This window comes from Agrococcus sp. ProA11 (assembly GCF_039880525.1).
GTDB classification, from domain to species: Bacteria; Actinomycetota; Actinomycetes; order Actinomycetales; family Microbacteriaceae; genus Agrococcus; species Agrococcus chionoecetis.
Window position 1 is genome coordinate 1,757,808 of the sequence record NZ_CP156989.1, and the last position, 22,397, is coordinate 1,780,204.

Here is a 22,397-nt window from a genome sequence, read left to right on the forward strand (position 1 = left end):
GATGACGGATCGGTCGTGCGGATCCAGCCTACGCGCTGATCGAACGCATCTTCGAACGACAGACGGCGTGTCGCGCGCCACTGCTCGGCCCGCGATCACCTGCACGGACGCCGCGCGTCAGCGCTGGGGTTCGCGCAGGCCGCGGCCGTGGCGGCGCTCGGCCGGCACGTCCTTCGCGTCGCAGAGCGCTCGCCAGATCTCGCGCGCGGGCACGCCGGCGGCCAGCGCCTCAGCGCCCGTGCGGCCGCCGAGGCTGCGGAGCGTCAGGTCGCTCATGAGGACCGACCCGAGCGCTCCGAACTCCTCGGACAGCGCGGTCTGCAGCTCACTCGTGCGCATGCGCCGCCGTCAGTGGACGGCCGAGTCGAACTCCGCCACCATGTCGGCTGGCAGCGTGTCGGGCACCGTGGTGTGCAGCGAGTCGAGCTCGCCGAAGGTGAGCCCCTCGAGCACAGCGAGACGGTCCCCCACCTCTCGCAGCACGCTCGACAGCGGCACCTCGAGTGCGTCCGCGACGGACGCGAGAATCTCGCTGGAGGCTTCCTTCTGGCCGCGCTCCACCTCGCTGAGGTAGCCCAGCGCCACCGAGGCACGTGATGCCACCTGACGCAGCGTCCTGCCCTGACGCAGCCGCGTGTCACGCAGCACGTCGCCGATCTCCTGTCGTACCAGCACCATGGTCTCCCCCTTCACCGTGGTCGGATGCATCAGCCTAGTCGCAGCTTGCCTGCGATCTCCTCCAATGCTCACGGTGGTGATAACGCCCATCCGATCGCAGGCATTCCGCAGACGGCCCTGGTCACGTTGTGGATTCGCTGTGCGTGTGCAGGTCGGTGCGCTCGAGCGCCGCGTCGAGCTGCTGCAGCGCCGCCAGCAGCGCCGCGGCTCGCACGGCCTCGCGGTCGCCGCGCACCGTCTGCGACGACGACTCCGCGACGATGCCGTCCCTCGTGCGCATCTCGATGCCGATGTGGAACTCGCCCGGCGGGTGCCCGTCCTGGGCGCCCGGGCCCGCAACGCCGGTGGTGGCGACGCCGATCGTGCACTCGGCGCGGTCGAGGGCAGCCAGCTGTCGCACGCCGCGCGCCATCGCGATCGCCACATCCGGGTCCACCGGAGAGCGCTCGGCCAGCAGCGCCGCGGGCACGCGCAGCACCTCGTGCTTCATGGCGGTCGCGTAGGCGACGACACCGAGCCGAAGCACGCCGGATGCGCCGGGCGTGCGCACGAGCGTGGCGGCGACGAGGCCGCCCGTGAGCGACTCCGCGACCGCGATCGTCACGCCCCGCGCCGCGGCCCTGGCGACGATCGAGCCGGAGAGCTCCCCGATCTGGCGCACAGCGGCGAGGGCGGCGGGGTCGGGGCCCGGGCGCCCGCGCGCATCCGTCATCGCTTCCCCCGCACGGCGAGCACCACGAACTCGAGGCCCGAGTAGATGGTCAGTGCGACGGCGATCGACATCGTGACGACGCAGATCCAGACGCCCGGGTCGCCGATCCACGCCTGCAGCGGCACGAGGGCGAGCGGCAGCGCGATCGCCTGCGCCATGGTCTTCGCCTTGCCCGCCCAGTCGGCGGCGATCACGACCTGGCTCGCCACCAGCAGCCGGTAGACGGTGATCCCCCACTCGCGCAGCAGCACCACGATCGTGATCCACCACGGCAGCTCGCCGAGCACCGACAGCACCACGAAGGCGCTGCCGGTGATCGCCTTGTCGGCGATCGGGTCGATGAGCTTCCCGAAGTCGGTCACGAGGTTGCGACTGCGCGCGATCATCCCGTCGACGAAGTCGGTCGCGATGAGCACGACGAACAGCAGCGCGCCGAGCGTGCGGGCGGTGCCGGGCTCCGGGTTGGTGAGCGCCACGACGATGAAGACGGGCGTCAGCAGGATGCGCACGACCGAGATGAGGTTCGGCACGCTCGCGACGCTCGCGGGCGCATCGCCCCGGCGCCAGACGCGACCGCGCCACGGCCTCAGGATCCCCATGGGTGCAGGCTACCGAGTCCGGCTGATCAGTCTCGACCGGTCAGCGACCACGCGTCGTCATCGTCGTCGCCCTCGGCCTCCACGACCTCGAGCCCGGCCCGGTTGGCCTCGTCGAAGGGATCCGCGTAGCGGTCATCGGCGTCGACCCACGCGCTCCGGTCATCGTCGTCGTCGGCGTCGGTGTCGGCCGTCCAGCCGCCGGCGTCCTCGTCGCCCAGGTCTGCCGCGGCGCCGTGCTCGGTCGGCGGTGCGGCCTGCGGCGCCGGGGCGCTCGCTGCCGGAGCGGGAGCCGGGGTCGCCGCCGGACCCTCGCCGCGCAGCGACGCGAGCACCGCTGCGAGCCCGTCCGGCGGCACCAGCACGTCGCGCGCCTTCGAGCCCTCGGAGGGGCCGACGATCTCGCGCGACTCCATGAGGTCCATGAGACGCCCAGCCTTGGCGAAGCCGACCCGCAGCTTGCGCTGCAGCATCGAGGTCGAGCCGAACTGGGTCGAGATGACGAGCTCGGCCGCCGCGCACAGGTCTTCCAGGTCGTCGCCGATGTCGGCGTCGATCTCGCGCTTCTCGGCGACCTCTGCGACGTCATCGCGGTACTCGGGCTTCGCCTGGCCGGTGACGTGCTGCACGACCCGCTGGATCTCCGCCTCCTCGACCCATGCGCCCTGCACGCGCATCGACTTGTTCGCGCCCATGGGCAGGAACAGGCCGTCGCCCTGGCCGATCAGCTTGTCGGCGCCCGGCTGGTCGAGGATGACGCGGGAGTCGGTGACCGACGAGACCGCGAAGGCGAAGCGGCTCGGCACGTTGGCCTTGATGAGCCCGGTGACGACATCCACCGACGGTCGCTGGGTGGCGAGCACGAGGTGGATGCCGGCGGCGCGAGCGAGCTGCGTGATGCGCACGATCGAATCCTCGACGTCGCGCGGCGCGACCATCATGAGGTCGGCGAGCTCGTCGACGACGACCAGCAGGTACGGGTAGGGCTTCAGCGTGCGCTGGCTGCCGGCTGGCAGCACGATCTCGTCGGCGCGCACGGCGGCGTTGAAGTCGTCGATGTGCTTGTAGCCGAACGACGCGAGGTCGTCGTAGCGCATGTCCATCTCCTTCACGACCCACTGCAGCGCCTCGGCCGCCTTTTTGGGGTTCGTGATGATGGGGGTGATCAGGTGCGGCACGCCCTGGTAGGCCGTGAGCTCGACGCGCTTCGGGTCGACCAGCACCATCCGCACCTCGGACGGCGAGGCGCGCATGAGCAGGCTCGTGATCATCGAGTTGACGAACGACGACTTGCCGGATCCGGTCGAGCCGGCGACCAGCAGGTGGGGCATCTTCGCGAGGTTCGCGACCACGTAGCCGCCCTCGACGTCCTTGCCGATGCCGATGGTCATGGGGTGCTTCGAGTCGGCGGAGGCGCGGGAGCGCAGCACGTCGCCGAGCTTCACGGTCTCGCGGTCGGGGTTGGGGATCTCGATGCCGATCGCGCTCTTGCCGGGAATGGGCGAGAGGATGCGCACCTCGTTCGAGGCGACCGCGTACGAGAGGTTCTTGGAGAGCGCCGTGACGCGCTCGACCTTCACGCCGGGCGCGACCTCGACCTCGTAGCGGGTGACGGTCGGGCCGCGGGAGAAGCCGGTGACCTTCGCGTCGACGTTGAACGAGGAGAGCACCTGGGTGATGGCCGCGACGATGTCGTCGTTCGCCTGCGAGCGCGCCTTGGGCGGGTCGCCCTGGCCGAGCGAGGAGATCGACGGGAGTCGGTAGGGGCGCTCGCGCACCGGTGCGGGGGCCGCGGCCGGGGCCGCGACGGCGGCACCCTCGACCTCGCCGGTGTGCTTGCGCATCGCCTCCTCCGCCTGCTCGAGCGAGGCCAGCACCGCGGTGGCGTAGTCGTCGTGCTCGGCATCGGAGCCGTCGGGCGGCAGCGGCTCGACGGGCGCGGCCGGGACCGCGTCGACGTGGGTGGTCGGCTGGTCGCGGTCGACCACGACGGGGCTGTCATAGGCCTGCTCGTGCGCGCCGCCCAGGTCGAGCCCCTCGATGCCCTCGTAGGGAGGGTCGACCTCGCGGCCGGTCGCGTTGCGGCGCCAGAAGGGCAGTGACTCGGCACCGTCGACGGGCTCCTCCTCGGCGGCCTCGACCTTCGCGAGCTCCTTCGCCTCCTTGCGCGCGCGACGAGCCTCCTCGCGCTCCTCCTCGGTGCCGGTGTCGACGCCGAACAGGTAGCCGTAGAGCTCGGTGAGGCGTGCGGGGATGCGGTTCGGGGCGGTGCGCGTGACGACCAGCACGGCGAGCGCGGCGACGATGCCGCACACGATGCCGGCGCCGATGGGCGTCAGCAGCGCGGCGAGCGGCGCGGAGGCGACCCAGCCGAGGATGCCGCCGGCGTCGGCGAGCGCCGGCATGCCGAGCGACGCATCCGGGAGCCCTGCGAGCACGTGGGTGAGGCCGGCGACCGAGATCAGCAGCAGCGAGAGGCCGACACCGACGCGACCGTTGTCGCTGACGGAGGCGGGGTGGCGGAACATCCACAGGGCGAGCAGCACGAAGACCACGGGCAGCGCGATGGCCACCTGGCCGAAGAGGCCGCCGAAGGTGTACGCCGAGATCGCCTGGGCGACCTGGTTGGCGGGCAGGATCCACTCGACGATGGCGCCGAAGACGGCCAGGATCGTGAGGAAGAAGGGCACGCCGTCGCGGCGCTCGTCCTTCGCGAGCTGCTCGCGGCCGAACACGCGGGCAGCACCGCCGGTGGCGTGGGCGAGGCCCATCCAGGCGCGCTGACCGAGACCGGGGGTGTCGTCCTCGAAGGCGGGCTGCGCCTTGGTCGCGCGGGTCTGCCGCTGGACCTTCGTGGTGGCGCCGGTCGACGAGCCCTTCGCGGGCTGCTTGGGCGCGGACTTGGGCGTCACCGGGCGCGTCGGCTTGGTCGTGGACATAGCGGACACCCTAGATCCAGGCGGCCACACGGCCCGGAAGGCACTCCGGATCGACGGCAATCCCGCGCAGAACGGCGCCGACGCATCCGCGCGTCGTGCGTGCGGATGCGTCGGCGCCGGGGGTCTCGTGACGCGCGCCGAGGCGCGCACCTCGACCAGCGGGCGGGCGAGACTAGGCCTCGATGACCACCGGGACGATCATCGGGCGGCGGCGGATGCGCGTGCCCATCCAGCGGCCGACCGTGCGGCGCACGACCTGCTGGTACTGGTGCTGGTCGCGCACGCCCTGCTCGCCCGCCTCGGCGAGCGCCTTGACGATCTTGGGGCGGATGTCGTCGAAGATCGAGTCCTCCTCGGCGAAGCCGCGCGCGTGGATCTCGGGGCCGACGATGACCTTGCCGGTCTGCGACTCCAGCGCGATGAAGATCGAGATGAAGCCCTCCTCGGCGAGGATGCGGCGATCCTTGAGGTCTGCCTCGTCGATGCGTCCGACGGACGAGCCGTCGACGTAGACGAAGCCGATCTCGTGCTGACCGGCGACCGTGACCTGGTGGTCCTTCAGGTCCCAGACCGTGCCGTTCTCGCCCACGAACGCGTTCGAGCGCGGCACGCCCGTGTCGATCGCGAGCTGCGCGGCCGCATGCAGGTGGCGGTACTCGCCGTGCACCGGGATCACGTTCTCGGGCTCCAGGATGTTGTAGCAGTAGATGAGCTCGCCGGCGCTCGCGTGACCGGAGACGTGCACCTTGGCGGAGCCCTTGTGCACGACCTTCGCGCCCAGCTGCATGAGGCCGTTGATGATGCGGAAGACTGCGTTCTCGTTGCCCGGGATCAGGCTCGAGGCGAGGATGACCGTGTCGCCCTCGCCCACCTCGATGCGGTGCTCGCGGTTGACGATGCGGCTCAGCACGGCCATCGGTTCGCCCTGCGAGCCGGTCGACATGTAGACGACCTGCTCGGGCGGCATGTTCTCGGCCGTCTTCTGGGCCACCACGACGCCGTCGGGCACGTGCAGGTAGCCGAGATCGGCGGCGATGCCCATGTTGCGCACCATCGAGCGGCCGACGAAGGCGACCTTCCGGCCGTTGTCGGCGGCGGCGTCGAGCACCTGCTGCACGCGGTGCACGTGGCTCGAGAACGAGGCGACGACGACGAGGCCGGTGGTCTTCGCGATCACCTGCGACAGCACGGGGCCGATCTCGCGCTCCGGAGCCGTGAAGCCCGGAACGTCGGCGTTGGTCGAGTCGACCAGGAACGCATCCACGCCCTCTTCACCGAGGCGCGCGAAGGCGCGCAGGTCGGTGATGCGGTCGTCGAGCGGCAGCTGATCCATCTTGAAGTCGCCGGTGTGCAGCACGAGGCCGGCGCTCGTGCGGATCGCGACCGCGAGCGCGTCGGGGATGGAGTGGTTGACCGCGATGTACTCGGTCTCGAACGGGCCGAGCTGCTCGATCTGGCCCTCCCGCACGGTGTGCGTGTAGGGCTTGATGCGGTGCTCCTTGAGCTTCGCCTCGATGAGGGCGAGCGTCAGTTTGGAGCCGAGCAGGGGGATGTCGGCCTTGAGGCGCAGCAGGTAGGGCACGGCGCCGATGTGGTCCTCGTGGCCGTGCGTGAGCACGATGCCGACGACGTCGTCGAGGCGGTCGCGGATGGGCCCGAAGTCGGGCAGGATCAGGTCGACGCCGGGCTGGTGCTCCTCGGGGAAGAGCACGCCGCAGTCGACGATGAGCAGCTTGCCGTCCTGCTCGTAGACCGTCATGTTGCGACCGACCTCGCCGAGGCCGCCGAGTGGGAAGAAGCGGAGTGTGCCTGCCTTGAGCGGGGCAGGCGGGTTGATGGCCGTCAATGGCCCTCCTTACATATGTGGCACGCAGTGCTGCGAGCTGTTGTGGGGTGCGCGCACCTCGCGCGCATGGATGTCTGTGTGTGCCGGCTACCTGGTGGTGCCGTGCACCTGTGGCAGTGCACCGCCGGCTGCCGCGTTGCGGTCGGGGCGGAAACGACTCAGGTCGAGTCCGTCGACGCCCGTGACGAGCGCGAGCTCGTCCTCGATGAGCGCCGCCTCCGTGTCCTCCGGTCCGACCAGGGGCAGCCGCACGCACGGACTGCCGATGCGGCCGAGGCCGTGAAGGATGTACTTCGCGGCAACGGTGCCCGGTACATGCGTCATGGTAGCGCGAACCAGCGGTTCGAGCGCCTTGTGCTGCGCCTGGGCGGTGTGCAGGTCGCCGGCGTTCACGGCGTCGATGATCGTGCGGTAGGGCTTCGGGGCCACGTTGGCGGTCACGCCGATGAGGCCGGAGGCGCCGATCGCCAGGTGCGGGAGCACGTTCGCGTCGTCGCCCGAGAAGTAGAGCAGGTCGGTCTGGTTGAGCACCCGACTGACTTCAGCGAAGTCGCCCTTGGCGTCCTTCACGGCGAGGATGTTGGGGTGCTTCGCGGCGCGGAGCAGCGTCTCGAATCGGATCGGGATGCCGGAGCGGCCGGGGATGTCGTAGAGGATCACGGGCAGGTCGGTCGCGTCGGCGATCATCCGGAAGTGCGTGAGCACGCCCGCCTGCGTGGGCTTGTTGTAGTACGGCGTGACGATCATGACGCCGTCGGCGCCGGCAGCCTCGGCCTGCTGGTTCAGATCGATGGCGTGGGCCGTCTCGTTGGAGCCGCCGCCCTGGATCACCTTCGCGCGGTCGCCCGCGACCGACTTCGCGACCTCGACGAGCTTGATCTTCTCCGGGTCAGTCAGGGTCGATGTCTCACCCGTGGTGCCGGAGACGACGATGCCGTCGGCGCCGTTGCTGACGACGTCGTCGATGAGCCGCTCGACGTCATCCCAGTCGACCTCGCCGTCGGCGCGGAACGGGGTGACGAGCGCGACGAGGACCTGTCCGAAGGGGTTGTCTGTCACAGAACCAGGCTAGCGCGCCCGCTATCGCGGGCGCACCGCGCGTGCCGGGAGGACCATGCCGGCGGCGCAGCTGCGGGGCAGCTGCGGTCAGGTCTCGGGCGGAGGTGATGGTCCGGGAGGAGGACGATCCGTCCTCCCGTCGTGACGGAACGCGCATCCGTCCTCTGCTGGCGACCGCTACTCGGTCGCGCCGGGCTGCGCGACGCGCTCGAGGGTGCGGTAGGCGTAGCGCAAGCCCGTGCGGCTGACGTGCCAGCCGGTCGCCGGGTCGCGCGCGATCTCGCGCCACGGCGCACCCCGCAGGCTTGCGTTGCGCGCGTCGGTGTCGGAGGCCGCGGAGTCGGGGGCGGCGGGGTCGGGTGCGATCGTGTCACCGGATGCGTCGAGGTCGATGTCGGTGATCTCGAGCCGGTCGGCGGCGGGCAGGGCGTCGCGGTAGACGCGTCCGCCGCCGATCACCCAGATCTCGTCGTCGGGGTCGTCGAGCAGCGCACGCGCCGCCGCGAGCGCCTCCTCGAGGCTGCCGACGACGCGCGCGCCCGGCGCGACGAAGTCCGGGTTCGAGGTGATGACAATGTTGTCGCGGCCCGGCAGCGGCCGGAACCGCTCGGGGAACGACTCCCACGTGCGACGGCCCATCACCACCGGGTGGCCGGAGGTGATCGCCTTGAATCGCGCCATGTCCTCCGGCAGCCGCCAGGGCATGTCGCCTGCCTCGCCGATCACGCCGCCTCGGGCCTGCGCCCAGATCATGCCCAGCATCCGTCCCGCTCCCCCGCTCAGACCGCGACCGGCGCCTTGATGCCGGGGTGGTGCTCGTAGCCGACGACCTCGAAGTCGTCGAGCGTGTAGTCGAGGATCGAGTCGGGTGTGCGGGTGATGCGCAGCGTCGGGAGCGCGAAGGGCTCGCGGGCGAGCTGCCGCTCGACCTGCTCGACGTGGTTGTCGTAGATGTGGCAGTCGCCGCCGGTCCAGACGAAGTCGCCGACCTCGAGACCCGTCTGCTGCGCGACCATGTGCGTCAGCAGCGCGTAGCTGGCGATGTTGAAGGGCACGCCGAGGAACATGTCGGCCGAGCGCTGGTAGAGCTGGCAGCTGAGGCGGCCGTCGGTGACGTCGAACTGGAAGAACGCGTGGCAGGGAGCGAGCGCCATCTGCGGGATGTCGGCGGGGTTCCATGCCGAGACGATGTGGCGACGCGAGTCGGGGTTCGTGCGGATCGACTCCACGACCTGGCTGATCTGGTCGATCGAGCTACCGTGGGGGTTCGGCCAGGAGCGCCACTGCACGCCGTAGACCGGGCCGAGCTCACCGTCCGCATCCGCCCACTCGTCCCAGATGGTGACGCCCTGCTCCTGCAGCCAGCGCACGTTGGACTCGCCGCGCAGGAACCAGAGCAGCTCGAGCGCGATCGACTTGAAGTGCACGCGCTTGGTGGTGATGAGCGGGAAGCCCTGCGAGAGGTCGTAGCGCAGCTGTCGGCCGAACACCGACCTGGTGCCCGTGCCGGTGCGGTCGCCCTTGTGCTCGCCGTTCGCGAAGACGTCGGCGAGGAGCGCCTCGTAGGGGTGTGCGGCGCCGCGCTCGTTGGGGTTCATCATGCCTCCTGCGCTCCAGTCTCCCGCAGCTTGCGGAGGTCGAGGGACTTGCGCGCCGCCATGCGGGCGCGCTTGCGGTCACGGGCGGCGTCGTAGGCCATCGAGAGCCGCAGCCACGACTGCCATGCCTGCGGATGCGCCTCGACGTCGGCCTTCGCGATCGGGAATGCCTGCTCGGCGGCGTCATTGTCGGCGCGACCCGACGGCATGGCGGGCAGCGGCGCGGGCATCCCGCCCTCGGCGTCGAGCGCGCGCACCGCACGATCGAGTCGCGCGCCGAAGACGAGCTCGCGGCCCAGCGACCACGCGCCGGCGAGGAAGAAGACGATGAGCGCGACGCCGATGACGATGCCGACGACCTCGCCCGATGCGATCAGCCGCACGGCTCGGTCACCCGCGAGCACGAGGTAGAGCGCGAGCGCGCCGGCCATCACGAGCGCGAGCGTCATGCCGATGCCTGCGGGCGCCCTGCGTGCGCTCACGCGAGACCCAGCAGGTCGCCGATGCCGACGGTGACGCCCGGCAGCGGCTCGGCGCGCAGCGCCAGCAGGATGCCCGCCGCGTAGGACTCGCTCGAGGTGGTGTCGTGGCGAATCGTCAGCGTCTCGCCGAGGCCGCCGAAGACGACCTCCTGCCGTGCGACGATCCCCGGCAGCCGGATCGCATGCACGGGCACGCCCGAGATGATCGTGCCGCGGCCGGGCTCATCGGGCGTCGCGGGCTGGAAGCCGCGCACCGCGCCGATCGCCTCGGCGGTGCGGGTGGCGGTGCCGCTGGGCGCGTCGCGCTTGCGGTCGTGGTGGGCCTCGACGATCTCGACCGCCTCGAAGTGCTGGGCGGCGATGGTCGCCAGGTGGGTCTCGAGCACGCTGCCGAGCGAGAAGTTGGGGACGATGCGGATGCGCTCCGCTCCCCGATCGCGGAGGCTCTCGACGCGCTCGTCGGTCCAGCCGCTGGTGCCGACGACCACTGGCACGCCGGCATCGACCGCCGCTGTCACGAGCTTCGCGCTGGCGCCGAGCACGGTCGCGTCGAAGATCACGTCGAGGCCGTCGAGGTCGGGCGCTTCGCGCACATCCACCTCGACGGGCTCGAGATCGTCAGCCTCCTGCACGAGCCGCAGCGCGAGTGAGCCGAGCCGTCCGGTGGAGCCTGCGATACCGACGCGCCTGGTGCCTGCCATGGGATCCAGCCTACGGTGTGCGCCGATGCTCGGCCGTGTGCGCGCGGGCGCGGCGGAGGCGGTTCTAGAGTGAGCGGGTGAGCATCACGATCGTCCCCGAGGATCCCGCGACGGAGGTCGCGCAGTCGCTGCTGCGGGCCTACTTCACCGACCGCGCCATCACGTTCATCGGCGGCGTGTACACGCCGAAGCCGGCCGATCCTGAGACGCTGCGCGCGCCGCAGGGTGCGTTCCTCGTGGCGTGGAGCGGCGAGCAGCCGGTGGGCTGCGGCGCGCTCCGCAGGCTCGAGCCGCACCGCTTCGAGGTGAAGCACCTGTACGTCGCGCCCGCCGGGCGTGGCCAGGGAACCGGTGCCGCGCTGCTGCAGGCGCTCGAAGCGCGCGCCGTCGAGCTGGGAGCGACCGAGGTCGTGCTCGACACCAACAGCGCGCTGGAGGCTGCGAACGGCCTCTATGCGAGCCGCGGGTACGCCGCCATCGAGCCGTACAACGACAACCCGAACGCGACGAGCTGGTTCCTGAAGCGGCTGGGGATCTCGTGACGCGTGCGGCCTCCGGCCGGACGCTCCTCGATCAACGGGTGGGTGCGGCCTGCGGCCGGACGCTCCTCGATCGGCGGATGGGCGCGGCCGGCGGCCGCGCGGATCAGTAGGGCTGGGGCAGGGGCATGCCCGTGCGGTCCTCGACCGGCAGGTGGCCCAGGTCGTTGTGCACGACCAGCTGGGGCGGCTTGCCGCTGCGTCGACGGATGATCGTCAGGCCGCAGTTGGCCTGGTTGAGGCTCATCCACTGCCACTCGGGCGACTGCATGACCTCGCGCACGAACCAGCCGATGACGAAGTTGTGGGTCACCAGCAGCTCGTTCACGTCGCCGCGCGACGGCCGCAGCCACTGCGAGCCCGCGTCCTGCATCTGTGCGGCCCCTGCCTCGGCCTCTTCCGGCCTGACGCTCTTCAGGAATCGGTGGAAGCCCACCGGGGTCTCCTCGGTGAGCCCTGAGGGGATGCAGTCGAGCAGCAGCGCCGACTTCTCGAACTCGACGGCGGTCAGGCGCTCCTGCATGATCGCGGCCGTCTCCGTCGCACGCAGCAGCGGCGACGTCCACGCGTGATCGAAGTCGACGCCCGAGAGCCGCTGGGCGATCGCCTGCGCCTGTCGGACGCCGCGCCCGGAGAGCTTGCCGTCGTCGACGCCGTGCTCTGCATCGAGCTGCTCTCCGTGTCGGACCAAGTAGAGCAGGTGGGCCATCGTGCCTCCGTGTGGACGCGACGATGCGCCCGGTTGTGACTTCGCTGAGCGCGCGAGCGCGCCGCTGTGACTAGCGAGCGGCTGGGGCCGCTGCACCCACCGTATCGGCCCCCGCTGAGGACACCAGCAGCTCGAGCCCGTGCGGCACCTGACCGACCGCCGCGATCGAGCGCGGCGAGGCCGCGAGCTCTGCCGCGAGCTGCCGCACATCGGCGTCGGTGACGCGGTCGATGCGCTCGAGGGTCGCGTCGATGTCGAGGAACTCCCCCAGCGTCAGCTCGGCGCGACCGAGCCGCGACATGCGCGTGTCGCTCTCCTCCAGCGCCAGCGCGGAGCCGCCCGCGAGCTGCCCCTTCGCGCGGCGCAGCTCCTCATCGCTGGCGCCGTCGGCGAGCCGCTCGAGCTCCGACAGCATCAGGCCCGCGACCTCGAGCGTCTTGTGCGGCTGGCAGGCGGCCGCCATGCCCATGAGCCCCGCATCGGCGTACCCGGCCGCGAACGAGTAGACGGAGTAGGCCAGCCCGCGCTTCTCGCGGATCTCCTGGAACAGCCGCGACGACATGCCGGCGCCGAGCACCGCGTTCAGCACCGCCATGGTGCTGCGCCGCGGGTCGTTCGCCGTCAGCCCCGGCACGCCGAGCATCAGGCTCACCTGCTCGAGCGGGCGGCGCACGACCGTGAGCCCGCCGTGGGTGTACGGCTGCGCTTCCTGGCCGCGGCGATCCTTCGGCTTGCCCTGGCTGAGCGCCCAGCCATAGCGGCTCAGCGCCTCCTGCAGCTGCTCCACGACCACGTCGTGGTCGACCGCACCCGCGACGGTGACCACGAGGTCGCTGGCGTCGTAGTGCTCCCGGTAGTGCTCGGCGACCCGGTCGCGCGAGACGGCACGGATGGATGCGGTGGTGCCGCCGATCGGCCGGCCCAGCGGTGCGTCGAGGCCGTGGACGAGCTCGCTCAGTCGCTCCCCCGCAACGTCGCCGGGGTCATCGTCGGCCATCGCGAGCTCCTCCAGTATGACCTCGCGCTCGTGCTCGAACTCCGCCTCGTCGAGCAGCGACGACGTCACCATGTCGGCGAGCACGTCGACGGCCATGCCCAGGTCGCGGTCGCGCACCTTGGCGTAGTAGCAGGTGTGCTCCTTGGCGGTGAGGGCGTTGTGCTCGCCGCCGACCTCGTCGAACGCGACAGCGATGTCGAAGGCCGTGCGGGTGCGCGTGCCCTTGAACAGCAGGTGCTCGAGGAAGTGGGTGGCGCCGAGGGCGTCCTCGCGCTCGTCGCGCGAGCCGATGGGCACCCAGAAGCCGATCGAGGCGCTCACGGCGCCCGGCACCTGCTCGCTGAGCACGCGCACGCCGCTCGGCAGCACGCTGCGGCGGACCACCGAGTCGCCGGATGCGTTGATGATGATCTCGGGAGTCTCGAGCGGGAGGGCGACGGCAGGCATCCGACGATCCTAGTTGAGCGGGCCCGGACACGACGATGCCCCCACACCTCATCGGGTGCGGGGGCATCGTCGTGCAGCGAGTGTCCTACTCGGCGGTGCCCGCCGAGACAGTCTCCTCGTCGGCAGCAGCCGGCGCGTTCTCGTCGACCACGTCGAGCGAGAGCTTGCCGCGGTCATCGATCTTCGTGATCTCGACCTGGACCTTCTGGCCGACCGAGACGACGTCCTCGACGGCCTCGATGCGCTTGCCGCCGTTGAGCGCACGCATGGCCGTCACGTGCAGCAGGCCGTCGCGGCCCGGCATCAGCGAGACGAACGCGCCGAACGACGCGATCTTCACGACGGTGCCGAGGAAGCGCTCGCCGATCTCCGGGTTCGAGGGGTTCGCGATCGCGTTGACCGCGGCCCGGGCAGCCTCGGCCGAAGGACCGTCGACGGCGCCGATGTAGACGACACCCGAGTCCTCGATCGAGATCTGGGCGCCCGTGTCGTCCTGGATCTGGTTGATCGTCTTGCCCTTCGGGCCGATCAGCTCGCCGATCTTGTCGATCGGGATCTGCACGCTGATGACGCGCGGCGCCGTGGGCGCCATCTCGTCGGGAGCGTCGATGGCGGCGTTGAGCACCTCGAGGATCTTGGTGCGCGCCTCCTTCGCCTGCGTGAGCGCACCGTGCAGCACCGAGGCCGGCAGGCCGGAGAGCTTGGTGTCGAGCTGGATCGCCGTGATGAACTCCGGCGTGCCCGCGACCTTGAAGTCCATGTCGCCGAGCGCGTCCTCTGCGCCCAGGATGTCGGTGAGCGCCGCGTAGCGGGTCTCACCGTCGACCGTGTCGCTGACCAGGCCCATCGCGATGCCCGCGACCGGCGCCTTGAGCGGCACACCGGCGTTGAGCAGCGCGAGCGTCGAGGCGCAGACCGAGCCCATCGACGTCGAGCCGTTCGAGCCCAGCGCCTCCGAGACCTGGCGGATCGCGTAGGGGAAGTCCTCGCGGCTCGGCAGCACCGGCATGAGCGCACGCTCAGCCAGGGCGCCGTGACCGATCTCGCGGCGCTTCGGGCTACCGACGCGGCCCGTCTCACCGGTCGAGTACGGCGGGAAGTTGTAGTTGTGCATGTAGCGCTTCGTCGTGACAGGGCTCAGCGAGTCGATCTGCTGCTCGAGCTTGAGCATGTTGAGCGTGGTGATGCCCATGATCTGCGTCTCGCCGCGCTGGAAGATCGCGGAGCCGTGCACGCGCGGCACGACGGCGACCTCTGCGTCGAGGGGACGGATGTCGGCGAGGCCACGGCCGTCCATGCGGACCTGCTCCGTGAGGATGCGGCCGCGGACGACCTCCTTCGTCACGGCCTTGTAGGCGCCAGAGACCTGCGTCGCGATGGCGGGCTCCAGCTCGCCGCGCTCGACGCGTGCGTTGATCTCCTGCTTGACCTGCTCCTTGAGCGCGTCGTCGGCGTCCTGGCGCTCGATCTTGCCGGCGATGCGGTAGACCTCGGCCAGGCGGTCCTTGGCGATGCCGCGGACGGCCTCCAGCGCCTCGTCCGAGTAGGGCGGGAAGAGCGGGTACTGCTGCGTCTCCTTGGCTGCGGTCTTGGCGACCTCGGCCTGCGCTGCGACGAGCTGCTTGATGAACGGCTTCGATGCCTCGAGGCCCTCGGAGACGATCTCCTCGGTCGGCTTCACGGCGCCGCCCTGGATGAGCTCCCAGGCGTTGTCGGTGGCCTCGGCCTCGACCATCATGATCGCGACATCCTCGACGCCTGCGGCGTCGGTGACCACGCGGCCGGCGACGACCATGTTGAACACGGCCTGCTCGAGCTGCGAGTGCTTGGGGAAGGCGACCCACTGGCCGTCGATCAGTGCGACGCGGACGCCGCCGATCGGGCCGTCGAAGGGCAGACCGCTCAGCTGCGTCGACATGGACGCGGCGTTGATCGCGAGCACGTCGTAGAGCTCGTCGGGCTCGATCGAGAGCACGGTCACGACGACCTGCACCTCGTTGCGGATGCCCTCGACGAACGACGGGCGCAGCGGCCGGTCGATCAGGCGGCAGGTCAGGATGGCGTCGGTCGAGGGGCGGCCCTCGCGGCGGAAGAACGAGCCGGGGATGCGGCCCGCTGCGTACATGCGCTCCTCGACATCCACCGTCAGCGGGAAGAAGTCGAAGTTGTCCTTGGGGTGCTTGCCGACGCTCGTCGCGCTCAGCAGCATGGTCTCCTCGTCGATGTACGCGACCGCAGAGCCCTGAGCCTGCTGCGCGAGGCGGCCGGTCTCGAAGCGAATGGTGCGCTTGCCGAAGCGGCCGTTGTCGAGCACGGCTTCGGCGAATGTGATCTCTGGACCCTCCATAGGGTCACTCCTCTCGTGGGCGCGCGAACGCGCTGTCGATGATCGGGCATCGGCGTCTCGAGGAGGCGGTCATCAGTGGGGGAGGTCGAAGCTCCGCTTCGGCATCCTCCACCAACGACCGGCCTCTCGGTCTCGTCTGCGGATGCACGATGGCCGCCAAAACGTGCTGCGGCCTCGTGCAGACTATCAGCCGCATGCCGAAATGGCCCGGAACTCCGCGCGGAATGCGAAACAGGGCCGCCCCGGATGGGGACGGCCCTGCCTCGAATGCTTCGGAAGGCGTCAGCGACGGAGGCCGAGGCGACCGATCAGCGTGCGGTAGCGCTCGATGTCGACGTCCTGCAGGTAGCCGAGCAGACGGCGACGCTGACCGACGAGCAGCAGCAGGCCACGACGCGAGTGGTGGTCGTGCTTGTGCTCCTTCAGGTGCTCCGTGAGGTCGAGGATGCGGCGCGACAGCATCGCGACCTGCACCTCGGGGCTCCCGGTGTCGCCCTCGTGCGTGGCGTACTCCTCGATGATGGCCTTCTTGACATCTGCGTTCAGGCTCATATGGGGCCCCTTTCTCCTCGCAGCGCGGTGCCCGTGCCGAATGCACGAGCGCTCTTGATCCGCGGCCGATTCACGGCAACCGGCCAAGACTACCAGGTCTGGTGCCTGCCGTGGCAGCGCTCAGCGGCGCACCGGCCAGGCGGCGTCGAGATCGCCGAAGCGCTGCACGCGCTGCCCGCCCGCGGCGCCGCCGCTCGGCAGCGGCATCGCGCTCCCCTGCTGCATGGGCACCGGTTCGCCCATCACCGCGCTCGCCATGGTGCGCCGGCCGTGCAGCAGCTGCGCCAGCAGCGTCGCCTCGTCGGCGACGTGCTTCGCCTTGTCGCGACCGACGAGCGCCCGCTGCCGGTGGTTCGCGAGCCTCGTGGCCGTGCGGATGTACTGCTGCATCGGTGCGCGCAGCCCCCGTCGCTTGGCCCAGTCGAGCAGCAGCGCCCGCCCGTCGCCGGAGGCGAGCCGCTCGACCTCCTCCGGGCTGAACCAGCCCGCGCGGCCGTAGTCGTGCAGCCTGGCACGGGTGATCTTGATCTCCTGCCGCAGCAGCAGCCAGACGAGGCCTGCGGCGATCACGCACAGCGGCACCTGCACGAGCAGGTAGTAGGCGAAGAAGCCGACGGTGCCGCCCGGCACCCACCAGCTCGCCGAGTTCCACAGCGCGTGGAGCAGCGCGGAGACCAGGTGGCCGGCCGGGAACGCGAGCAGGATCCACCAGCGCGAGCGCAGCCGAGCGGCGAAGCCGAGCGCCAGCCCGATGCCGACCGCGGTGAAGATGGCATGCGTCAGCGGGCTCATGATGCCGCGCATGAAGAAGATGAAGGCGCCGTCGCCGGTCTCGCTGATCGACGTGCCGAAGTAGAGGATGTTCTCGGTGAAGGCGAAGCCGGCTGCGGACAGCGCCGCGAACACGATGCCGTCGACCGGGCCGTCGAAGGTCTTGCGGAAGAACAGGAACATCAGCACCACCGGCACCGCCTTCCACAGCTCCTCCGTGAAGGGCGCCTGGATGACCGTGGCGTAGAACTCGAACTGCTCCGGCGTCTGCAGCAGCGGGATCACCAGCGGCTGCAGCACCGCCTCGTTGAGCCAGAGGGTCAGGAGCACCGCCCCGACGCCGCCCCACAGCGCCGCGAACCACAGCGCGATGCGCGGCTCAGGCTCCCAGCGGTCGATCGCGAGCACCGCCCAGATGACGAACGCGAGCGGGAAGAGCGCCATCAGCCCGGACGTGGCGACGAGGGTGGCGTCGCCGATCGCCCCCGCCAGGATGAAGATCACCGCGAAGGACGCGAGCGCCAGCACGACGACGCCGATCACGCCGACGATCAGGCCGACGTCGGGGCCCTTGGCTCGGGCGAGCGGAGACAGCGGAACGGGGGCACTCACTCGGGGATCGTACCCGGGAGCACCCCCGCCCGCGCCAGCCTCGGTCAGACCTCGTCGTCGATGCTGATGATCGGCATCGCCTGCGTGACCGGCTCGAGGCCCGAGAGCCTGGCGGGCTGCAGCAGCTTCTCGACCCGCTCGCGATCCATCAGCCCGCTGTCCACCACCAGATCGGCGATCGACTTGTGGCTCGTGAGCGCCTCGTGCGCGAGCTTCGCCGAGTCGGCGTAGCCGAGGTAGGGCGTGAGCGCGGTGACGACGCCGACGGAGGAGCCGACCATGACGTCGAGCCGGTCGCGGTTCGCCTCGATGCCGTCGATGCAGTTGACGCGCAGCGTCATGCACGCCTGCGTCATCCAGTGCAGGCTCTGCAGGATCTGGTGCGCGATGACCGGTTCGAAGGCGTTCAGCTGCAGCTGCCCGGCTTCCGAGGCGGCGGTGACCGTCGCATCCGACCCGATGACCGCGAACGCGACCTGGTTCACGACTTCGGGGATCACGGGGTTGACCTTGCCGGGCATGATCGACGAGCCGGCCGCCTTGGCCGGCAGCGAGATCTCACCGAACCCCGCCTGCGGTCCGGAGGAGAGCAGGCGCAGGTCGTTGCAGATCTTCGAGAGCTTGACGGCGCAGCGCTTCAGCGCACCGGAGAGGGTCATGAAGACGCCCGTGTCGCTGGTCGCCTCGATCAGGTCGCTCGCGGTGACGATCGGCAGGTGCGTGAGCTCGGCGAGGTGCCGGCTGGCGGCCTCGGCGTAGCGCGGGTCGGCGGTGATGCCGGTGCCGATCGCGGTGGCGCCCAGGTTGACCTCGGAGAGCCACTTGATGGTCTCCTCCAACCGGTCGTAGTCCTCGCGCAGCGTCACGGCGAAGCCGTGGAACTCCTGCCCGAGCGTCATCGGCACGGCATCCTGCAGCTGCGTGCGACCCACCTTGAGCACGCCCCGGAACTCGGTCGCCTTCGCGTCGAGCGCATCCGTCAGCCTCGTGAGCTCGTCGAGCAGCCGGCGCAGCGTGAACGACATGGCGACCTTGATCGAGGTCGGATAGGTGTCGTTCGTCGACTGCGAGCGGTTCACGTCGTCGATCGGGCTGAAGTGCTCGTACGCGCCCTTGGGGTGGCCGAGCTCGACGAGCGCGGCGTTGGCGATCACCTCGTTGGTGTTCATGTTCGTGGAGGTGCCGGCGCCGCCCTGGATGACGCCCACCTTGAACTGGTCGTGCAGCTCGCCGGCCTGGATGCGGCGGCAGATCTGGTCGATCAGGTCGGCCTTCTCGGGCTCGAGGGAGCCGATCTCCTTGTTGGCGCGCGCGCATGCCTGCTTCACGACCGCGAGCGCGTTCACGAGGTCGGAGTAGACGGAGATCGAGCGGCCCGTGATCGGGAAGTTGATCAGCGCGCGCTCGGTGTGGATGCCCCAGTAGGCGTCCGCCGGCACGGGCAGCTCGCCGAGCGAGTCGCGCTCCATGCGCGTCGGGCCAGACGAGGTGTGCTCCCCCTGCGGGGCGGGGTCGAGCTTGTACGAGGGAACATCGGTCATTGCTGGCTCCATTGCCGTCGGATGCCTTGTGGGCGGCGGGTGTCTCCGTGCGGGGGATGCCCGCGCCACGAGCCTAGCCCGCGGTGCATCCTGGCGCCGGGGCACCCGCCGACACGCCTGCGCCCGCCGTCACAGCTGCGCCCGCAGCTCCTCCCCCAGCGCGACGATGCCGACCTCGACCTCCGCGAAGGTCGTCGACAGCGGCGAGAGCCCGAGGCGGATGCCGTCCGGCGCGCGGAAGTCACCGATCACGCCCCGCTCCCAGAGCTTCGCGTTCACGGCGGAGAACGACGGATGCGTGAGCGTCAGGTGGCCGCCGCGGTGCTCGCCCGCCGGCGGGCTCGCCAACTCGGCGCCGAGCGGCAGCACGTGCTCGCGCAGCGCGGCCTCGGCGAAGTCGGTGAGCGCGATCGACTTCGCGCGCACCGCCGCCATGCCGACCTGCTCCAGCAGCTCGAGCATCGCCTCGAGCGCGACGGTGGCGAGCACCGGCGGGGTGCCGCTCGCGAAGCCGCGGATGTCGCCAGCGGCCTCGAACCGCGGCCCCATCGCGAAGACGTCCGCGGCGCCCATCCAGCCCTGGATCGGCTGCGACAGCATCGCCTGCAGACGCTGGGCGACGTAGCCGAATGCGGGCGAGCCGGGGCCGCCGTTCAGGTACTTGTAGGTGCAGCCGACGGCGACATCGACGTCGCAGGCGTCGAGCGCAGCGGGGATGACGCCGGTCGCGTGCGAGAGATCCCACAGGACGAGCGCGCCTGCGCGGTGCGCAGCGGCGGTGATCCCCGCCATGTCGGCGACGAAGCCGGAGCGGTAGGCGACGTGGCTGAGCAGCACGAGCGCGGTGCGCTCGCTCACCGCCTGCTCGACCTGCTCGAGGGTGACGCCGCTGGCGGGGTCGGCCTCGATCCAGCGGATCGTCATGTCGCGCTCGGCCGCGACGCCCTCGACGATGAAGCGGTCGGTCGGGAAGTTGTCGTCGTCGACGACGATCTCGCGGCGCGACGGATCGGCCGCGGCCTGCGCGTCGACCGCGGCGCGCACCAGCTTGTAGAGCAGCACGGTGGTCGAGTCGCCGACGAGCGTCTGCCCTGGCGCAGCGCCGACGAGCGCCCCGATGCGGTCGCCGAGGTCGTAGGGCCGACGCATCCACTGCTCGTCCCAGGAGCGGATGAGGCGCGTGCCCCAATCCTCGCCGATGAAGTCGGCGAAGCGCTCGGGCAGCGACGCGAGCGGACGGCCGAGCGAGTTGCCGTCCAGATAGGCGACGACGTCGCCGGTGCGCACGAAGGCGCTCGTGTGCGCGGCGAGCGGGTCGGCGGCGTCGAGCGCTGCCGCGGTGGCGGCGGTCTGGCGGGGTGCGGTGTCGGTCATGCGTCCTCCGGTTCGAACCAGCTGCGGTGCACCGGCTTCGAGCGGTGCAGGGTGGCGATGACGGCGGCGTCGCTGTCGACGTGCGCCGGGAAGCTGCTGCAGCTCGGGCCGGCGCTCAGCAGCGGCTCGGCGAGCAGCGCGTCGACGATGGCCGTGTCGCCGAGGCCGGCCTGCCGCAGCGCGTCGAGCTCGAGGGCGTCGATGTCGAACGCTGCGAGACCGTTGCCGAGGTCGGTGCCGTAGGCGATCGCTCCCCCGGCGGCAGCGAACCGCGCGAGATTGTCGATCGCGCGTGCCGAGGCGCGCGCATCCCCGTCGCGCTGATGCATCGCCAGCGTCGAGATCCAGATCTGCCTGCCCGCCGCGGCCTGCACGACGGCGTCGCTCAGCCGCTCGGTCCATGGCGTGTGCGCCAGCACGTCGACGCCGGCCGCGAGCGCCCGCTCGGTCTGCCCCGCGCCCTGCACGTGGGCGACGAGCAGCAGGCCGGCGCCGTGGGTCTCCTCCGCGATGGCAGCCAGCAGCGCGTCGTCGGGCACGGGACCCGACTCGGCGTTGAGCGTCACCTTGATGACGGATGCGCCGGCCGCGACCTGCGCTCGGATCGAGCGCGCCGCATCGGCGGCGTCGGCGAGCTCGGAGACGGCGCCGGGCGCCGACCAGTCCCGGCCGGAGGGGTAGCCGCCGACCGCGGCGTGGAAGGGCCCGGCGAAGCGCACGTCGAGGCCTCGGTGGGCGCGGGTGACCGCATCGATGAGGCTCGGCAGCGCCGCGGGCGCCCAGCCGAGATCGAGCACGCGGGCGAGCGCAGTGGGCTCCGGCAGCGCGGCATCGGCGAGGCCGAGGTGCACGTGGGCGTCGGTGATGGGCGGCAGCAGGGTGCGGTCGATGCGCGTGCGAATCCTCGCCGGGGCCTCGTGCTCGTGCATGAGCCGCATGCCGGTGTCGCGCAGCTCGACCACCGCATCCGTCACCCACTGCCCGGCGATGCGCGCACGGGCGACGCGGGCGATGAGCGGCGCGCTCACTCCCGGATCCGGGTGCGGACGGCGTAGAGCTCGGGGAAGAACGTGAGCTCGAGCGCGCGCTGCAGGAAGCCGACGCCGCTCGAGCCGCCGGTGCCGTGCTTCATGCCGATCGTGCGCGTCACGGTGCGCAGGTGACGGAAGCGCCAGAACTGGAAGTTGTCCTCCAGGTCGACGAGCTCCTCGCAGGCTTCGTACGCGCGCCAGTCCTCGCCGCCCTCCGGCCGGCCGGCATCCTCATAGATCGCCTGGAAGACGGGCACGAGCTCCTCGGTGTAGACGTGCGCCTTCGTCACGTCGCGATCGAGCAGCGCTTCGGGCACCGCGTGGCCGCGGCGGGCGAGGTGGCGCAGGAACTCGTCGTAGAGGCTCGGGCGGTGCAGCTCGGCCTCGAGCGCGGCGTGGTCTGCGGGTTCCGACTCGAAGACCTGCAGCATGCGCGCGTGCTTGTTGCCGAGCGCGAACTCGACCATGCGGTACTGCGCGCTCTGGAAGCCGGAGGCGTTGGCGAGGAAGCCGCGGAACTGCGCGTACTCGGTGGGCGTGAGCGTGGCCAGCACCGACCACTGCTGGGTCAGCACCTCCTGGATGTGCTTGACGCGGGCGATGCGCTTGAGCGCCCCGCCCAGATCGTCGGCCGCCAGCAGCGTGCGGGCGTCGTCGAGCTCGTGGATGACGAGCTTCAGCCACAGCTCGGTGGTCTGGTGCTGGATGATGAACAGCAGCTCGTCGTGGTGCTCGGGCTGGCTCTTGGGATGCTGGGAGGCGAGCAGCGTGTCGAGGCCGAGATACGACCCGTAGGTCATGCGCTCGCTCAGGTCGGTGACGACGCCGTCCTCGATCTCCCGGGTGTTGTCCTCGACTGCCACTGC

21 protein-coding genes are annotated in these 22,397 nt (G+C 70.9%); 1 reads left to right on the forward strand and 20 read right to left on the reverse strand.

Annotated elements, in window-relative coordinates:
• Positions 1–117 precede the first annotated feature (117 nt).
• The 11 genes from ABG090_RS08500 to dapB all read right to left on the reverse strand — a co-directional run bounded on the left by ABG090_RS08500 (position 118) and on the right by dapB (position 10,611).
• Entirely contained in the window at positions 118–339 is a 222-nt protein-coding gene (locus tag ABG090_RS08500; RefSeq protein ID WP_347754053.1) for a DUF3046 domain-containing protein, read from the reverse strand.
• Between the two features lie 9 nt (positions 340–348).
• Entirely contained in the window at positions 349–678 is a 330-nt protein-coding gene (locus ABG090_RS08505) for a helix-turn-helix transcriptional regulator (protein ID WP_347757563.1), read from the reverse strand.
• 121 nt (positions 679–799) lie between these two features.
• On the reverse strand, positions 800–1,390 hold the full coding sequence (locus tag ABG090_RS08510) for a CinA family protein (RefSeq protein ID WP_347754054.1): 591 nt from the start codon (positions 1,388–1,390) through the stop codon (positions 800–802).
• Complete coding sequence (pgsA, locus tag ABG090_RS08515; RefSeq protein WP_347754055.1) at positions 1,387–1,989, reverse strand: CDP-diacylglycerol--glycerol-3-phosphate 3-phosphatidyltransferase; 603 nt, start codon at positions 1,987–1,989, stop codon at positions 1,387–1,389. The genes ABG090_RS08510 and pgsA overlap by 4 nt, the downstream gene beginning before the upstream one ends.
• A 26-nt stretch (positions 1,990–2,015) precedes the next feature.
• Positions 2,016–4,757 (reverse strand): DNA translocase FtsK 4TM domain-containing protein, encoded by a 2,742-nt coding sequence (locus tag ABG090_RS08520; protein ID WP_347757565.1) that lies wholly within the window; start codon positions 4,755–4,757, stop codon positions 2,016–2,018.
• 340 nt (positions 4,758–5,097) lie between these two features.
• Positions 5,098–6,684, reverse strand: coding sequence for a ribonuclease J (locus ABG090_RS08525; protein ID WP_347757567.1), 1,587 nt, complete (start codon positions 6,682–6,684; stop codon positions 5,098–5,100).
• Positions 6,685–6,858: 174 nt separating this feature from the next.
• A complete protein-coding gene (gene dapA / locus ABG090_RS08530) occupies positions 6,859–7,830 on the reverse strand; it encodes a 4-hydroxy-tetrahydrodipicolinate synthase (protein WP_347754056.1) in 972 nt (323 codons plus the stop codon).
• A 177-nt stretch (positions 7,831–8,007) separates the two neighbouring features.
• Positions 8,008–8,583: a dihydrofolate reductase gene (locus ABG090_RS08535; RefSeq protein WP_347754057.1), complete on the reverse strand. Its 576-nt coding sequence runs from the start codon at positions 8,581–8,583 to the stop codon at positions 8,008–8,010.
• A 26-nt stretch (positions 8,584–8,609) separates the two neighbouring features.
• Positions 8,610–9,428, reverse strand: coding sequence for a thymidylate synthase (locus tag ABG090_RS08540; protein WP_347754058.1), 819 nt, complete (start codon positions 9,426–9,428; stop codon positions 8,610–8,612).
• Complete coding sequence (locus tag ABG090_RS08545; RefSeq protein ID WP_347754059.1) at positions 9,428–9,910, reverse strand: hypothetical protein; 483 nt, start codon at positions 9,908–9,910, stop codon at positions 9,428–9,430. Before ABG090_RS08545 ends, ABG090_RS08540 begins: the two co-directional genes overlap by 1 nt.
• Positions 9,907–10,611 carry a 4-hydroxy-tetrahydrodipicolinate reductase gene (gene dapB / locus ABG090_RS08550; protein ID WP_347754060.1) on the reverse strand — a complete coding sequence of 235 codons (705 nt, stop codon included), beginning with the start codon at positions 10,609–10,611 and terminating at the stop codon, positions 9,907–9,909. The genes ABG090_RS08545 and dapB overlap by 4 nt, the downstream gene beginning before the upstream one ends.
• 77 nt (positions 10,612–10,688) lie before the next feature.
• Here dapB and ABG090_RS08555 point away from each other — a divergent pair, with 77 nt between their 5' ends.
• Positions 10,689–11,153 (forward strand): GNAT family N-acetyltransferase, encoded by a 465-nt coding sequence (locus ABG090_RS08555; protein ID WP_347754061.1) that lies wholly within the window; start codon positions 10,689–10,691, stop codon positions 11,151–11,153.
• Positions 11,154–11,256: 103 nt separating this feature from the next.
• On the opposite strand, the gene ABG090_RS08560 is transcribed toward ABG090_RS08555, so the two are convergent.
• The 9 genes from ABG090_RS08560 to ABG090_RS08600 form a co-directional block, all read right to left on the reverse strand.
• Positions 11,257–11,859 carry a histidine phosphatase family protein gene (locus ABG090_RS08560; RefSeq protein WP_347754062.1) on the reverse strand — a complete coding sequence of 201 codons (603 nt, stop codon included), beginning with the start codon at positions 11,857–11,859 and terminating at the stop codon, positions 11,257–11,259.
• A 70-nt stretch (positions 11,860–11,929) separates the two neighbouring features.
• Positions 11,930–13,303 (reverse strand): pitrilysin family protein, encoded by a 1,374-nt coding sequence (locus ABG090_RS08565; RefSeq protein WP_347754063.1) that lies wholly within the window; start codon positions 13,301–13,303, stop codon positions 11,930–11,932.
• An 85-nt stretch (positions 13,304–13,388) separates the two neighbouring features.
• Positions 13,389–15,650 (reverse strand): polyribonucleotide nucleotidyltransferase, encoded by a 2,262-nt coding sequence (locus ABG090_RS08570; RefSeq protein WP_347754064.1) that lies wholly within the window; start codon positions 15,648–15,650, stop codon positions 13,389–13,391.
• A gap of 282 nt (positions 15,651–15,932) precedes the next feature.
• A complete protein-coding gene (rpsO, locus tag ABG090_RS08575) occupies positions 15,933–16,202 on the reverse strand; it encodes a 30S ribosomal protein S15 (RefSeq protein WP_347754065.1) in 270 nt (89 codons plus the stop codon).
• Between the two features lie 120 nt (positions 16,203–16,322).
• Positions 16,323–17,585 (reverse strand): PrsW family intramembrane metalloprotease, encoded by a 1,263-nt coding sequence (locus ABG090_RS08580; RefSeq protein ID WP_347754066.1) that lies wholly within the window; start codon positions 17,583–17,585, stop codon positions 16,323–16,325.
• Positions 17,586–17,629: 44 nt separating this feature from the next.
• Positions 17,630–19,054 (reverse strand): aspartate ammonia-lyase, encoded by a 1,425-nt coding sequence (locus ABG090_RS08585; protein WP_347757569.1) that lies wholly within the window; start codon positions 19,052–19,054, stop codon positions 17,630–17,632.
• 201 nt (positions 19,055–19,255) lie between these two features.
• Positions 19,256–20,500, reverse strand: coding sequence for an aminotransferase class V-fold PLP-dependent enzyme (locus ABG090_RS08590; RefSeq protein WP_347754067.1), 1,245 nt, complete (start codon positions 20,498–20,500; stop codon positions 19,256–19,258).
• Positions 20,497–21,528, reverse strand: coding sequence for a hydrolase (locus tag ABG090_RS08595; RefSeq protein ID WP_347754068.1), 1,032 nt, complete (start codon positions 21,526–21,528; stop codon positions 20,497–20,499). Before ABG090_RS08595 ends, ABG090_RS08590 begins: the two co-directional genes overlap by 4 nt.
• Positions 21,525–22,394 (reverse strand): tryptophan 2,3-dioxygenase family protein, encoded by an 870-nt coding sequence (locus ABG090_RS08600; RefSeq protein WP_347754069.1) that lies wholly within the window; start codon positions 22,392–22,394, stop codon positions 21,525–21,527. The genes ABG090_RS08595 and ABG090_RS08600 overlap by 4 nt, the downstream gene beginning before the upstream one ends.
• Positions 22,395–22,397 lie beyond the last annotated feature (3 nt).

Coding starts and splice junctions, on each gene's coding strand:
- ABG090_RS08540 (WP_347754058.1), bottom strand. CDS start 9,428: ATGAACCCCAACGAGCGCGGCGCCGCACACCCCTACGAGGCGCTCCTC.
- ABG090_RS08535 (WP_347754057.1), bottom strand. CDS start 8,583: ATGATCTGGGCGCAGGCCCGAGGCGGCGTGATCGGCGAGGCAGGCGAC.
- ABG090_RS08525 (WP_347757567.1), bottom strand. CDS start 6,684: ATGACGGTCTACGAGCAGGACGGCAAGCTGCTCATCGTCGACTGCGGC.
- ABG090_RS08560 (WP_347754062.1), bottom strand. CDS start 11,859: ATGGCCCACCTGCTCTACTTGGTCCGACACGGAGAGCAGCTCGATGCA.
- ABG090_RS08505 (WP_347757563.1), bottom strand. CDS start 678: ATGGTGCTGGTACGACAGGAGATCGGCGACGTGCTGCGTGACACGCGG.
- ABG090_RS08500 (WP_347754053.1), bottom strand. CDS start 339: ATGCGCACGAGTGAGCTGCAGACCGCGCTGTCCGAGGAGTTCGGAGCG.
- ABG090_RS08510 (WP_347754054.1), bottom strand. CDS start 1,390: ATGACGGATGCGCGCGGGCGCCCGGGCCCCGACCCCGCCGCCCTCGCC.
- dapB (WP_347754060.1), bottom strand. CDS start 10,611: ATGGCAGGCACCAGGCGCGTCGGTATCGCAGGCTCCACCGGACGGCTC.
- pgsA (WP_347754055.1), bottom strand. CDS start 1,989: ATGGGGATCCTGAGGCCGTGGCGCGGTCGCGTCTGGCGCCGGGGCGAT.
- ABG090_RS08520 (WP_347757565.1), bottom strand. CDS start 4,757: ATGGGCCTCGCCCACGCCACCGGCGGTGCTGCCCGCGTGTTCGGCCGC.
- ABG090_RS08590 (WP_347754067.1), bottom strand. CDS start 20,500: ATGACCGACACCGCACCCCGCCAGACCGCCGCCACCGCGGCAGCGCTC.
- ABG090_RS08570 (WP_347754064.1), bottom strand. CDS start 15,650: ATGGAGGGTCCAGAGATCACATTCGCCGAAGCCGTGCTCGACAACGGC.
- ABG090_RS08565 (WP_347754063.1), bottom strand. CDS start 13,303: ATGCCTGCCGTCGCCCTCCCGCTCGAGACTCCCGAGATCATCATCAAC.
- ABG090_RS08585 (WP_347757569.1), bottom strand. CDS start 19,054: ATGGAGCGCGACTCGCTCGGCGAGCTGCCCGTGCCGGCGGACGCCTAC.
- rpsO (WP_347754065.1), bottom strand. CDS start 16,202: ATGAGCCTGAACGCAGATGTCAAGAAGGCCATCATCGAGGAGTACGCC.